The following is a 14,354-nucleotide window of genomic DNA, read 5'->3' on the forward strand; positions in this document are numbered from 1 at the left end:
TCGCCGCAAAAATCACACATCCGACAGCGCCCACAGGGCGACCCAGGAGAGACAAAATGACACTACGGAAAGCGGTATTCAAAGATGTTCGCCGGAGCATCGGCTGGCGCACGCTGGCCTCGATGGTAGTGGTGAGCGCGGTGGTCGCCGGCTGCAAGAGCCAGCAGACCCAGCAGCAACCACCGGCGCAGCCGTCCCAGTCCTCTTCCAGCTCGTCGTCCCAGTCCCAGTCGAGTTCATCTTCCAGCAGCAGCTCTTCAAGCAGTAGCCAGTCGCAGACCGCCAGCAGCGGCATGCCGTCGAGCAGCTCCTCCAGCCAGCCGAGCCAGGGCATGCCGAGTGTTTCCACCAGCAGCAACCGGCCGCCGATGGATATGCCGACCATTGAATCCGGCCAGGAATCCAGCCCCAGTAGCAGCGCCTCGCGCGATGGCGAGCAGGAGTCGTCATCCAGCCGGCGCGGCAGTCCCGGCGACAGCGCGCCTAGCAGCTCGCGCAAGCGCAGATCCTCGCCGTCGAGCAGCGATTCCGAAGAGTACTCGGAGATGCCACCAGACCCCGTCACCGACAGCCAGGGCGAGCCGCCGGATGAGGTCGACTTTTCCGAAGAGGAGCAGACCGCCTCTTCCAGTTCATCTTCCAGCAGCAGCGCTTCCTCGAGCAATTCATCGGCGAGCAGTGCTTCCGCTTCCAGCAGTGCGGCCAGCAGCTCCGCGTCCGGCCAGCCCGCCGGTGGCTCGAGTCAATCCGCTGGCGGCGCCGGCAGCCGCGGCGGCAGCGCCCCCAACGAGGCACCCGCCAGCACCGCCGAGCGGGTGGCTGAACTGGAGGGCCAGTTTGACTCCACCATGGCCAGTTACGACGGCATGATCCTGCGCGAGCGCGACTATGTGCGCAACCGCCCCGCCTCCGCCGAGGAAGAGAGTGAAGAGGGCATGGACGAGCCGCCTCCCGGCGAGTCCCTGGAGGACCTGATCGAATCCGCAGAGGCCGAAATTCCCGCTCCCCCCGGCGGCGGTGCGGAGGGCGGCAGCGGCCCGGAGCAGAACAACTCCAGCGGCCAGGCCACCGGCCCGGGCCTGCCCACTGCCGGGCGCAAGGGCGAGTACGACCACAGCAATTCCCCCACCGTAATTCCCGCGGACATTCCCGACGGCAACGACGACGATGTGGTGGCGCGGCAGATCCGCGAGGCCGCCACGCGCGAGTCGGACCCGGAACTGCGGGAAAAACTGTGGGAGGAATACCGGAAATATAAGAACGCGCAGAAGTGACAGCGGAGGAAGTCAGCATGTTTTTGTCCAAACCGTTTTTGTGCCCTAAATTGTTCGGCAACGGCCTGCTGCTGGCTGCCGCTTTGGCCATCGGCGCCTGCACCACCACCGAGGTGCGCACCACGGCGTTTACCCCACTCACCGTCGAGGACGCCACCATTCCCGAACAACGACTGTTGGATGTGGGCATAGTCCAGTTCAATCCCGGCCTGGACACAGCAGAGGCTGATGAGGACCAACTGGTATTCCCGGAACTGCGCCAGGCGGAATCCCGCTATATCGCCGTCACCCTGGCCGAGTCCCTCCAGTCCAGCCAGGGCTGGGGTGCGGTGCGCGTGATTCCCAGCGAGCGCACCAATATCGATGTCACAGTCGCCGGCACCATCGTGCAGTCCGACGGCGAGACCCTGACCGTGGATGTCACTGTTACCGATTCCCGCGGGCAGCGCTGGTTTACCAAGCAATACAGCGAACAGGCCTCCCACTATGCCTACGACCGCAAGCACCCCACCGAGGGAGATGCCTTCCAGGGCATTTACAACCGCATCGCCAACGACATGCTGGCCTACCGGCAGAAACTCTCGGACCGGCAGATCGCCGAACTCCGCACCATCTCCGAGATGCGCTTCGCGCGCAGCTTTTCCCCCGCCGCCTTTGAGCACTACCTGGCCCAAAATGAAGACGGCATCTACCAACTGACCGCACTGCCGGCAGAAGACGATCCCATGCTGCAGCGGGTGCGGCGCATCCGCGAGCGCGACTACCTCTTTGTGGACACTCTGCAGGGCTACTACGGCACCTTCGTAAAATCCATGGAAACGCCCTACCAGGAGTGGCGCGCCATGAGTTATGAAGAAACGAAACAGATGCGCGAACTGAAGCGCAAGGCCCGCAACCACACCATCATGGGTGCCGCCGCGATTATCGGCGGCATAGCCGCCGCCGGTGGAGGCACGGGCGCCGCCCGCGCCGCCGGCCAGGTGGGTATCGCCGGCGGCGGCTACCTGGTCAAGAGCGGCTTCGACCGCCGCAGCGAGGCCAAGATGCACATCGAGGCGCTGCAGGAACTCGGCGACTCCATGGAAGCCGAGGTGGAGCCACAGATCGTCGAGCTGGAAGACCGCACCGTGACCCTGACCGGCACCGTGGAAAACCAGTACCGCCAGTGGCGCGAGATACTGAAGGAAATCTACGAGGCGGAAACCGGCGCGCTGGAGACCAGTATTTGAATAGGGACTGGGGACTCGGGACTCGAAAAGAATACTTAAGCCAAATGCGAAGGCCCCCGGCAGCAGGGCCGCCCGAGCCTCTCTTGCTGGCAACAGGGAAGCGAGCAGTTACCACCGCCAATAAAACAGCAAAGCGGAATCACCATGCAACACCGCGATCCATCTTCAGAAGACAGCACAGCCATCCAGCCCGCCGAATTCCGTTTCGGCCGTGACGAACAGGGTCCGCAGACACCGCGAACCACACCGACGGCGCGCACCGGCAAATCGAAAAGCCCACAGCTGCGGGCCGCTGCCATCGGACTCCTGTTGCTGTTCGGCCTCGTCGGTGTCTTCTGGTTGCTGCCACAGATGGTGGAAAAACCGCAGCCCCGCCTGCCCTCAGTCGCCGACACAAGCCCATCGGGCCCGGCAGTCCCCAAAATCCAGGCCTCTCCCTACAGCGATGCGGAGATAGCCCAGCAGCGACGCAATGTGCAGAAGGTGCTGCAGGAAATCCTGATGCTGCAGGAAGAACTGGAGGAGCGCCAGGTGGAACTCTGGGCCAATGACGAGTTTTCCTCAGCCCAGGCACTGGCGAAGGAGGCCGACGGTATCTACCGCAAGCGCAATTTCATGCAGGCGCTGGAAAAATACCGCGAGTCCCTCGCCGCATTCCAGCAACTGCGCGATGGCATCCCCGAGCGCATCGAACAACACCTCGCCCAAGGCAATGAAGCACTGGATACAGGCGATGCCGAAGCGGCACACAAGGCCTTCGACCTGGTGCTGACGATTTCCGACGAACACCCGCGCGGCGTCCAGGGCAAAGCCCGCGCGGAAAAGCTGCCACAGGCCTGGCAGCTCTTCACCAGCGGCAAACAGGCCTTTGCCGCAAAAGACCTGGATACCGCCCGGGATGCGTTGCAGCAGTCCCTGGCCGCGGATCCGGAAACCCGCCCCGCCAGAGAACTGTTGCCCAAAGTGCAGGCGGCAATCACCGAGCGGGATTACAGCGAGGCCATGTCCGCGGGCTATGCGGCCATTGCGGAAATGGATTTCAACGCAGCCAAAGCGGCCTTCCTGCGCGCCCGGAAACTGAAACCCAATGCCGAGGAGCCGGCCATAGGCCTGCAGCAGGCCAGCAACGGTGCCGAACAGAACCGTATCGACCAGTTGTTCAGCCGCGCCCGCCAGCAGGAAGATACAGAGGACTGGCACGGCGCAGTGAAAAGCTACACTGCACTTGTCGAGAAGGACGGCAGCCTGGTGGACGCCATCACCGGCAAGGCGCGCGCCCAGGCCCGGGCGCAGCTGGATGACAAACTGCAGGAACTATTGAAGGACCCGCTGACCCTGGGTAACAGCAAGCGCAACCAGTACGCGCGCCAGGTGCTCGCCGATGCCCGCCAGCTCAACAACGGAACCTCCTCCGCCACCTCGCGCCTGCAACAGCAGATCGAAGACCTGGAAAACGCACTCACCAAAGCGTTGATTCCCCTACCGGTGCGCCTGCAGTCGGACAGCAATACCAATGTTGCCATTTACCACGTTGGAAGGCTGGGAAACTTCGATGAGCGGGAAATCACCCTCAAGCCGGGCCGCTACACCGCCGTGGGGACGCGCGAGGGCTATCGCGACGTGCGACGCGAATTTACCGTAGCGCCGGGCGAGGAAATCCCGACCGTGGTCATACAGTGCGCCGAAAAAATAAACAGTGCCAATAATAGCTGACCCCCCAGAACCCGAAACCGCGCCTCCTGATCAAACACTGTACGGTTCTTCGCAAAGGCAAATTAAAGTTGGACAAAAACGCCACTCCGGTTGGCGCGAAAAGAGGATCGGCGCGCCAAACGGCGAGCGAAAGTCCATGAAGATCACGCCGGCGAGCTAAGCTGTAGTGCACAGTGGAAGGCTCGCGGAGCCGCCCAGACTCCGGCGGCCGCGGCGCTCACTGCAATTGCGATAAATCGATAAGTGCGCAGTAAGGGCACCTCTAGAAATCGTAGCGAGCGGGCGGCTGGTGGTGGCCGCCGCCGCCAGGCGCACGCGCAGTAGATTTATAGCGGTGCCCGTAACAGGAAAGCATAAATGACAGCTAAGGAAGCGGTACCCCTGCGCGGCGGCGATCGCGCAGACGATGACTTTTCGGTAATCCAGCCCGTCGGCTTCACACCGGTACAGGTGGAATCCGGCAGCAAGAAGCTCTTGCTGTCACCGCGCGCCCTGGCCATTGCCGGCTGTCTGTTGCTGGGGTTCCTGGCCTTGGTCTACCTGCTGGTCGCGCGCTCCCTGATCTTCGAAACCCAACCCGCCGATGCCGATGTCAGCGTCAGTGGTTTCGCCCTGCCCCTAGGCGACGGCCACCTGGTCCTGCCCGGCCACTACAGCTACACCATCAGCGCCACCGGCTACCTGCCGAAAAGCGGCGAGGTAGAGGTGACCGGCGACGGGCACAGCCGCCACACGGTCACCCTGGAGAAGCTGCCCGGACACCTGCAGGTGATAAGCGACCCACCGGTACCGGTGCGTGTCCTGGTAAACGGCACCGAAGTGGCGAGCGAAAACGGCCTGGCAAAAAATATTCCCGCAGGACAGAAGCGCATCACCATAGTAACCGACCGCTACCTGCCCTTTACCCGGGAAATCGACATCGAAGGGCTGGACAACACCCAGCGGCTGCAGGCCAAGCTGCGCCCGGCCTGGGCCAATATACGCATCAGCAGCAACCCGCCCGGTGCCACCGTGACCGTCGAAGGCGAGGTGCTCGGCACCACGCCGCTGAATGCAGAACTGATCCAGGGTGACAGGATCGTCAGCCTGTCACTGCCGGAACACAAGACCGCCGAGATCCCGGTGGCTGTGACCGCCGGCGTAGACCAGACGCTGGCACCGGTGGACCTGCACGCGGCCGACGGCATACTGCGCGTGGTCAGCACCCCGGAGGGCGCCAGCGTGACCGTGGACGGCGAGTTTCGCGGCCACACCCCCCTGGACCTGGAGCTGTCCTCCGGCGGCGAGCACAAGCTGCGCTTTTTCAAGGACGGCTACGCCTCGGTAGAGCGCACCGTCGACGTGGGCGCCGGTATCGAGCGCGACTTGGTTATCGCACTGGACGCCGTCTACGGCCGCGTACGCATCACCAGCAGTCCGGAAAATGCCCAGGTCTATATCGACGGCAAACTCGCCGGAACAAGCGGCGAGACCTTCAACCTGCCGGCGCGCAGCCACAGCATCCTGGTGCGCAAGAGCGGCTACGAGGATTACGAAACCACCGTGGTGCCCAGCTCGAAGCTGGAGCAGAGTATCCGCGCCGTGCTGCTCACCGCGGAACAGGCCCGCTGGAGCCAGATCCCGGCGGAGATCACCCATCCGGCCGGCGGCACCATGGTACTGATGCGCCCCAACGCTCAGTTCACCATGGGCTCCTCCCGCCGCGAACAGGGCCGCCGCGCCAACGAGGTACTGCGGCAGATTTCCCTCACCCGCCCTTTCTATCTCGGCACCACCGAGGTGACCAATCGCGAATACCGCCGCTACCAGCGCATGCACAGCTCCAGTCACGTCAACGGCGTCAGCCTGGACAACGACAGCCTGCCGGTGGTGAATGTCAGTTGGGCCGATGCGGCCATGTTCTGCAACTGGCTCTCCGAGCGCGACGGACTGAAGCCGGTCTACTACACCGAGCGCGGCCGCGTGAGCGGTTTCGACGGCAGCGCCAACGGCTACCGCCTGCCGACCGAGGCGGAGTGGGCCTGGGCGGCGCGCTACGAGCGCGGTGCCATGCGCAAATTCCCCTGGGGCGACGATCTCCCGGTCAGGGAAAACTCCGGCAACTACGCCGACAACCACGCCGCCCAGCTGGTGCCCGCGGTACTGCGCACCTACAGCGACCGCTACGCCGCCACCGCCCCGGTGGCCAGCTATTCCGCCAACGGGCTCGGCATCCACGATCTGGGCGGCAACGTGTCCGAATGGATACACGACCTCTACACCATAGGCACCGGCCTCTCCATGCGTCGCGAGGAGAATCCGGTGGGTCCGCAGGATGGTGACTACCACGTGATTCGCGGCTCCAGCTGGCGCCACGCCGGCCTCACGGAACTGCGCCTTTCCTACCGCGACTACGGCGCCGAACCCAGGGATGATGTGGGCTTCCGCGTGGCACGCTGGGTGAACTAGGAGACATGCAATGAAATGGCCAGCCATTATTCTCAGCCTACTGTACCTGTCGGCTCCACTTGTGGCCCAGGAGAAAACCGAAGAGAGCGAAGGAGAGAAACCGGTAAAAGTCGCGCAGGCAAAGACCGACAAGAAGAACGAAGAGAGCGATGCCGACGACTACAAGGCCTCCGAGGAGATCTCCGAGGATCTGTCGGTCTCCTATCCAATCGATATTTAGCCCATCGACATCCAGAGAGCGACTCTCTCAAAAGCAGCAAAAGAGCAATGCCATGAAATTCAAATCCTCCGACTTCATTTTCCAGCTGTTCGCTCTGCTCGGTGCGATCATCCTGGTGCACGCCATCTACGTGGCCATTATCCGCCCCAATGCAGATGTCCTGATCGAGGAACAGCTGGCCCGGGAAGCCGCAGGCGAGACCTATGTGCAGCAGCGCTCCCTTTATATCGTGATGCGCGATTACGAGCAGGAAGCCTGCTTCGTGCTGATGCTCTGGGCCCTGGCGATCATGGGGCTCAAGGCGCGGCGCAGCATGCGCGAGCGCCAACTGCTGGACAAGGCGCTACTGAACGTCAGGGAGGGCACGCCGATACTGCCGGAGGACGCACGGGATCTGTCACGGCCGATACAGGCACTGCCGGAGGAGGAGCGGAACTTCCTGCTGCCGCGGGCCCTGCTCACGGCGCTGCAGAGATTCGGTTCCACCAGAAACGTCGCCGCCGTGTCCAACTCCGTCAAGGAGGTGTGCGACACCGAGGGCGACCGCCTGGACAGTGAGCTGGCGATGGTGCGCTATATCACCTGGGCCATTCCCTCCATCGGCTTTATCGGCACGGTGCGCGGTATCGGCGAGGCCCTGTCCCAGGCGCACCGCGCGGTGGAGGGCGACATTGCCGGCGTGACCGTCAGCCTCGGCGTGGCCTTCAACTCCACCTTCGTCGCCCTGGTGATCAGCATCGTAATCATGTTCTTCACCCACCAGCTGCAGCTGATGCAGGAGCGGCTGGTACTGGATACGCAGAATTACTGCGACAGCAACCTGCTCAGGTTCTTGAAAGTCAGCTGAAAACCGAAACCCGAAAGAATAGCTCCCCTCTCCCGCTGGCGGGAGAGGGGCCGGGGGAGAGGGCCAGCTACGGCCCGCCCCGGAAGTTGAAAAGGAAATCACTCCATGACCCAAGGCGTACTCGAAATCAACGACTGCGGCCTGCGCGTCTTCACCGGCACCGACGAGGTACTGGAAAGCCCCGGTGTCGCGGTCATCGAAAACCAGCTCATCCATGTAGGCACCGCCGCGCTGATGCGCGCGCGCAGCCATCCCACCCAGGTCAACAACCAGTTCTGGCGCCGCCTGAGCCTGGAGTCCCTGAAATCCGAAAACGCCCGCTGCCGCCACCACGCGGACCTGGCCTACTGCCACCTGCAGGAAATCGCCGAGCACTGCGACCTGCCGGAAGAAGTGATGCTGGCGGTGCCCGGCAACTTTACCCGCGAACAGCTGGCGCTGCTGCTCGGCATCGTCAACGAGAGCCCGGTCAACGCCGTCGGCCTGGTGGACGCAGCCACCGCCTGTGTCGGCGGCGTGGCGCCCCGGGGCGTACACCTGCATATCGAACTGCAGCGCCAGCAGACCCTGGTCAGCCGCGTCGCCGTGCACGAACAGGCGGTACTGGATATCGCCGAGACGGTCACCGATGCGGGTCTGCAGAATTTCCAGGACGCCTGGGCGCGGGTGTTTACCGACGCCTTCATCATGCAGTGCCGCTTCGACCCATTGCACTCGGCGGAGGCAGAGCAGCAGCTCTATGACATGATGCCGCAGTGGGTCAACCGCGCCATGCGCCAGGGCGAAGTGATGGCGGAGCTGGACGACCGCACCGCCAAAGTCAGCCTGCACCAGCTGCAGGACGCCAGCACGCCGATACTGTCGCGGGTGCGCGCCATGATCGAGAACCTCGCCGAAGGCAACGGCGTGGTGTTCGTCTCCCACCGCTGGGCGGAGATTCCCGGCGGCGCCCAACTGGCCGAGCGCATTCACCTGCTGGCCCACAACTGCATCGCCCAGTCGGTGGCCAAGCGCTGGCAGGAAATACACAGCGAGACCGCCGCGCTGCGACTGGTGAATGCGCTGAGCGCGGCGCCGGCCAACGAGGTGGCGGTACAGGTCAACAGCGCCGCCGAGGCCGCGGCGACCCACCTGCTGTTCGGCCACCGCGCCCTGGCGGCGCGGCAGCCGCTGTTTGTCTACTGGCAGGAGGGCAGGCTCAACGTAACCCCGACGCCTCCGGAGCACCCCGCAGCAACCGTGACCAATCACGCCGGCAAGCTGGCACTGCGGGTGGATGCCGGCACACAGCTGATGCTGAACGGCGCGGAGATAGCGGCGCCAGTCAACCTGAGCGCCGGCGACAGGATCGGCGTGGCGGACTACGACGAAGTGATCACCGCAATCAGCGTGGAGCATTATGGCGCGTAAAAGTAGGAGGTTTTCCACTTTCAGCCTGTCGTTTCTCGACATCATGTCCTGCGGCTTCGGTGCCGTGGCGCTGATCTTCCTGATCATCAAGCACGGCTCCGATCACGACATAGAGGCGGAAAACATGGACCTGGCGGCGGAGGTCAACCTGCTGCAGGAGGAAGTGGATTTCGGCCGCGAGCACCTGGTGCTGGCCCGCAATACCCTGGACATCACCAGCGATGAACTGGCGGAGGCCCAGGGACTGGCGCGGCGCATCATCGAGCAGATAGAGGCGGTCAAGGGCAATATCGCCGAGATCGACAGTGCCGACGAGGAGCAGGATATCAAGCGCCTGCAGGAAAAACTGAAAAAGCTCGAGGAAGCCAAGAAAAGCCTCGAGGAGGAAAACAAGAAACTCGGCAACAATGTGCGCAAGTTCGTCGGCGATGGCGACAGACAGTATCTCACCGGCCTGCGCCTCGGCGGCGACCGCATATTGATCCTGCTGGACTCCTCCGCCAGTATGCTGGGCGACGAACTGATCAAGGTGATCCGCACCCGCAATATGTCGTCGCGGGTCAAGCGCGAGACCGAAAAATGGCGCCGCGCCATCAATACCGTCTCTTGGCTCACCGCGCAGTTTCCCCAGGACAGCCAGTACCAGATCTACACTTTCAACACCGGCTTTCGCGCCGCGATTGCCGGCACCGAGGACCGCTGGCTGAACGTGGACGACCGCGACCAACTGGACAAGGCCATCAAGGAGCTGGACAAGATAGTGCCGGACGAGGGCACCAGCCTGGAGCGCGTCTTCAACGCCGTCAACGCCATGAACCCGCTACCGGACAATATCATCCTCATTACCGACGGCCTGCCCACCCAGGGCATGAAGAGGCCCCGCGGCAACACCATCTCCGGCAAGGACAGGCGCGAGCTGTTCAAGCGCGCGGTCAAGGTCCTGCCGAAAAACGTGCCGGTCAATGTGATTCTCGCTCCGATGGAGGGCGACCCCTTTGCCGCCAGCGAATTCTGGAAGCTCGCCATGGAAACCCAGGGATCCTTCCTGGCGCCGTCGAGGGACTGGCCATGAGGCGCAATCGCAACAAAAGGAACCAGGAGGAATTCAGCATTTCGTTCCTCGACGTGATCTGCTGCGGCTTCGGCGCCATAGTACTGCTGCTGATGATCGCCAAGACGATGGAGCCCGTAGTACTGGAACAGGCCGAGGTCGACCTCGAAGGCCAGGTGAAAGAGCTGCAGCACCAACTGGCGGAGATCCGCGGCGAGACCACCATCCTCAACCGCGACCTCAATGCCAAACGCGAGCAGCTGGACATAGAACGCGAGCGTATCGCCAAGCTGCGCGGCGAACTGGACACGCTACAGGCACTCTACGCGCGCAAGACCGAAGGGGAGAGCGAGGAGGGCAAGCTCAAGGGCGAGCTGACCGTGGCCCTGCAGACCATGACCGAGGAAATGCGCCGCCTGCTGGGGGAAAACTACCAGCGCAAGAACAATGTCATCGGCGGCATCCCGGTGGACAGCGAATATATCCTGTTCATCATCGATACCTCCGGCAGTATGTTCAATTACGGCTGGGACCGGATGATGAACGAGATGGTCAACACCCTCGACCTGTATCCCAACGTCAAGGGCATCCAGGTGATGAACGATATGGGGGACTATATGTTCTCCAACTACCGCGACAAATGGATTCCCGACACGCCGGGCCGCCGCCAGGCCATACTGCAGCGCCTGCGCTCCTGGAACCCCTTCAGCAATTCCAGCCCCGTCGAGGGCATACAGAAGGCAGTGCGCAGTTTCTACGACCCGGACAAGAAGATCAGTATCTATGTTCTGGGGGACGAATTTACCGGCAATTCCATCCGCCGCGTGATGGTCGCGGTGGACCGGGTCAACGCCCAGCACGGCGAGGGCAAGCGCAATGTGCGCATTCATGCGATCGGCTTCCCGATCCAGTTTTCCCGCCCGCCGCACCTGCAGACCACCGGCCTGCGGTTCGCCGCGCTGATGCGTGAACTCACCTATCGCAACGGCGGCACTTTCGTGGGGTTAAACGATTTTCGATAGCCGGCAGCAGTCAGTTGGCAATCGGGTGGGGAGCAACCGAGGACAGAGAAATGGAGTTTTCAAGGTACAGATTTTTGGGGATGGCGAAAATCATCCTGCTACTGGTGGCACTGCTGGCGGCGGCCTGCTCGCACACCGTGCGTGTGGAAGGTAAATACCCACAGCCGGTGGGCCAGCAACACCCGCTGACCGTGGGTGTCTACCTGAGCGAGGATTTCCGCAACTTCACCTACCACGAGGACAGTGAGGACAGGGATGAGTGGAATATCAACACCGGGCGAGCACAGAAGAACCTGTTCGAGACGGTTCTGGGTTCCATGTTCACCGAAACCATATCCCTGTCCTCCTACCCGCAGAACCTGCCGGAGAATGTCGAGCTGGTGATAGTACCCGAAGTACGCGAGCTGCAGTTCACGATGCCGCGGGAGACCCGTGTGAATATCTTTGAGGTGTGGATCAAATACGATATGCACGCCTATAACCAGCAGGGCGAATCACTTGCCAGCTGGGTGATCACTGCCTACGGCAAAACACCCACCGCCTTCCTGAAATCCCAGGAGGATGCCCTGGCCCAGGCGATCAACGTGGCCCTGCGGGATGCCGGTGCCACACTTTACACAGGGTTTGAACGGGTGCCGGAGTTGCAGGCCCTGCTCGCCAGCAAACAGCGCGCCCTTTCCCTGAAGGAAACCGATTCCGCGAACGAGCCCGGCGCAGATTAACAGGAGGTTGTCGTGTTCAAGTCATTATTTGTCTTTAGCCTGGCGCTGCTCAGCGGCTGCACCACTGTCGTCATCGACGAGTACCGCCGCAGTGACGGCGAACTGGCCGCCGGCGACTCGATAGTTATTCTCGGACGCCGCCACTCCAGCGAATACGAAACGGAGCCGGACCTGATCGACTGCGTGGGCCGGCAGCTGCACGATCCGGACCGGGGCGTAAAAGTGATTCCGGAGAAGCATTTCGTGGATGCCATGTATCCCTGGTTCGAGCCGCGCACCGCACCCATGCACCTGCGCTCCCTCGACCGGCTGATGGAGATCCCGAACGTGCGGGAGCGCATGGAGGCCTACGGCGTCAAATATATCGTGTGGATAGACGGTTCCACCGAAACCACCGCCAGCGCCGGCTCCATCGGCTGCTCCATCGGCACCGGCGGCGCCGGCTGTTTCGGCTTCGGCACCTGGGACAAGGAATCCGACTACGAGGCGTCGGTGTGGGACTTCCGCGACCAGGAGCTGTCCGGCAAGCTGAGCGCGGACGCCAAGGGCACCTCCTATATGCCCGCCATCGTAGTGCCCATCCCGCTGATTGCGCGGGTACAGAACAACGCCTGCAAAGGCATGGCGGCACAACTGCAGCAGTTCCTGCTGCCCACCGCCGACAGCAAATCCTGAATTGGTCATTTAGCTAGGGAGGGAAGGAGCCATGAACTATTCAAATAAATATTGCAACTGCTCATCCTCCGGGACCCGGGACTCGGGACTCGGGACTCGAAAAAGAATGCCAGAAACCGATGCGAAGGCCCTGATGCCGGGGGCCATTTGGGAAATGTTTGCCGATGAGGCTTTTTCCCAAATGGCCACCGGTAGCAGGGCTGCCAAGACCTTCCTTACTAGTAGCAGGCGAGCAGTTACACATTATTTCAAATACATGGTCATCGGCACCCTGATAGCGGCCACCGCCGGCTGCGCCTTCAATCCGGCCACCAACCGCCCGGACCTGGTGCTGATGTCGGAGGAGAAGGAAATCAAAATCGGTCGGGAGATGCACCAGAAGCTGGTGGAAAGCACCCCCATCTACAGTGATCCCGTGTTGACCGCCTATGTGGAACACGTCGGCCAGAAAGTCGCCGCGGCCAGCGACAGGCCGGACATCAAATACCACTTCACGATTATCGACAGCCAGGACATCAATGCCTTCGCCCTGCCCGGCGGCTATGTCTATATCAACCGTGGACTGCTCACCTACCTGCATTCGGAGGCGGAGATGGCCGCGGTACTGGCCCACGAGATCGGTCATATCACCGCGCGCCACGCGGTACGGCAGAAGACCGCCGCCACCGGCGCCGGTGTCGCCTCGGTGCTGTCGGTGCTGGTGACCGGCAGCGGCGTGGTCGGAGATGTGGCGAACCTGTGGAGCACGGCGGCGGTCAAGGGCTACGGCCGCGATATGGAGCTGGAGGCGGACCGCTTCGGCGCCCAGTATATGTACAACGCCGGCTACGATCCCCAGGCGATGATCAATGTGATCGCCCTGCTCAAGGACCAGGAGACCTTCGCCCGCCGCCGCGCGAGGGTAGAGGGCAAGAAGCAGCAGACCTACCACGGCGTCTTCTCCTCCCACCCGCGCAATGACATCCGCCTGCAGGAAGTGGTGGAGGCCGCCGGCAAGCTGCCGGAAGACCGCAAGATCACCAAGATCGAATACTACCGGGAAAAGACCGACGGCCTGGTCTATGGGCACAATGCGCAGCAGTCGGAAAAGAACCGCTACAACCACAAACGCCTGGGCTTCTCCCTGCTGTTCCCCGAGGGTTGGAAGGTGGAGAACCAGCGCTCCGCCATCGTCGGCACCGCACCGGACGGTGTGGCGACCATCACCATCAAGGTGGACCAGCGCAAGAACAACCAGCCCGCCGACATGGCCCTGCGTGAGGTCTACGACGTGCGCGATCTCGAGCAGGACGAAGAGCTGAACCAATACCGCCTGGTGGGCCACACCGGCAAGCTGCCCGCCGCGGACGATGCCGATCCGGACAGAGTGGCAGTCATTTACTACGGCAGCCGCCAGTATATTCTCGAGGGCAGGATCAACGACGCATCCATCGGCGATGCGGAAATCCTCAACGAATATGACAACCTCTTCCTGACCAGCATCCGCAGCTTCCGCCCGCTGCGCAAAACTGACATTATCCAACCGGATATCAAGCGCGTCCGCTACGTCCAGGCCAACGAGAAAACCACCTTCGCCTCCCTGGCGAGGCATATGGAGATCGGCGAATACGCAGAGGAACAACTGCGACTGCTGAACGGCTACTACCCGCGCGGCGAGCCCAAGCCCGGCGAGTGGATCAAGATAGTGCAGTAATTACCACAAAATCATGTAGGGGCGAAACTTGTGTTCGCCCTTGTGGAATT

The 14,354-nt window shown here is 62.4% G+C and carries 12 protein-coding genes; all 12 read left to right on the plus strand.

Features of this window, described 5'->3' with window-relative positions; translation table 11 throughout:
* Positions 1-56: 56 nt before the first annotated feature.
* Positions 57-1,274 (plus strand): hypothetical protein, encoded by a 1,218-nt coding sequence (locus AC6R19_RS02895; RefSeq protein ID WP_500577978.1) that lies wholly within the window; start codon positions 57-59, stop codon positions 1,272-1,274.
* Between the two features lie 17 nt (positions 1,275-1,291).
* Positions 1,292-2,503: a hypothetical protein gene (locus AC6R19_RS02900; protein WP_500577979.1), complete on the plus strand. Its 1,212-nt coding sequence runs from the start codon at positions 1,292-1,294 to the stop codon at positions 2,501-2,503.
* 144 nt (positions 2,504-2,647) lie between these two features.
* A complete protein-coding gene (locus tag AC6R19_RS02905; protein WP_500577980.1) occupies positions 2,648-4,216 on the plus strand; it encodes a tetratricopeptide repeat protein in 1,569 nt (522 codons plus the stop codon).
* A 357-nt stretch (positions 4,217-4,573) separates the two neighbouring features.
* The gene (locus tag AC6R19_RS02910; protein ID WP_500577981.1) at positions 4,574-6,664 is read left to right on the plus strand and encodes a PEGA domain-containing protein; all 2,091 of its coding nucleotides are present in this window, start codon (positions 4,574-4,576) and stop codon (positions 6,662-6,664) included.
* Between the two features lie 10 nt (positions 6,665-6,674).
* Positions 6,675-6,884: a hypothetical protein gene (locus tag AC6R19_RS02915; RefSeq protein ID WP_500577982.1), complete on the plus strand. Its 210-nt coding sequence runs from the start codon at positions 6,675-6,677 to the stop codon at positions 6,882-6,884.
* Positions 6,885-6,936: 52 nt separating this feature from the next.
* Complete coding sequence (locus AC6R19_RS02920; RefSeq protein WP_500577983.1) at positions 6,937-7,731, plus strand: MotA/TolQ/ExbB proton channel family protein; 795 nt, start codon at positions 6,937-6,939, stop codon at positions 7,729-7,731.
* Between the two features lie 105 nt (positions 7,732-7,836).
* A complete protein-coding gene (locus tag AC6R19_RS02925) occupies positions 7,837-9,141 on the plus strand; it encodes a hypothetical protein (RefSeq protein ID WP_500577984.1) in 1,305 nt (434 codons plus the stop codon).
* Positions 9,131-10,213 (plus strand): vWA domain-containing protein, encoded by a 1,083-nt coding sequence (locus AC6R19_RS02930; RefSeq protein WP_500577985.1) that lies wholly within the window; start codon positions 9,131-9,133, stop codon positions 10,211-10,213. Before AC6R19_RS02925 ends, AC6R19_RS02930 begins: the two co-directional genes overlap by 11 nt.
* Positions 10,210-11,214: a VWA domain-containing protein gene (locus tag AC6R19_RS02935; protein WP_500577986.1), complete on the plus strand. Its 1,005-nt coding sequence runs from the start codon at positions 10,210-10,212 to the stop codon at positions 11,212-11,214. The genes AC6R19_RS02930 and AC6R19_RS02935 overlap by 4 nt, the downstream gene beginning before the upstream one ends.
* Positions 11,215-11,294: 80 nt before the next feature.
* Positions 11,295-11,936 (plus strand): hypothetical protein, encoded by a 642-nt coding sequence (locus AC6R19_RS02940; RefSeq protein WP_500577987.1) that lies wholly within the window; start codon positions 11,295-11,297, stop codon positions 11,934-11,936.
* A 12-nt stretch (positions 11,937-11,948) separates the two neighbouring features.
* Positions 11,949-12,611, plus strand: coding sequence for a hypothetical protein (locus AC6R19_RS02945; protein ID WP_500577988.1), 663 nt, complete (start codon positions 11,949-11,951; stop codon positions 12,609-12,611).
* 106 nt (positions 12,612-12,717) lie between these two features.
* Positions 12,718-14,304 carry a M48 family metalloprotease gene (locus AC6R19_RS02950; RefSeq protein WP_500577989.1) on the plus strand — a complete coding sequence of 529 codons (1,587 nt, stop codon included), beginning with the start codon at positions 12,718-12,720 and terminating at the stop codon, positions 14,302-14,304.
* Positions 14,305-14,354 lie beyond the last annotated feature (50 nt).

Source organism: Microbulbifer sp. SE14 (genome assembly GCF_059834885.1).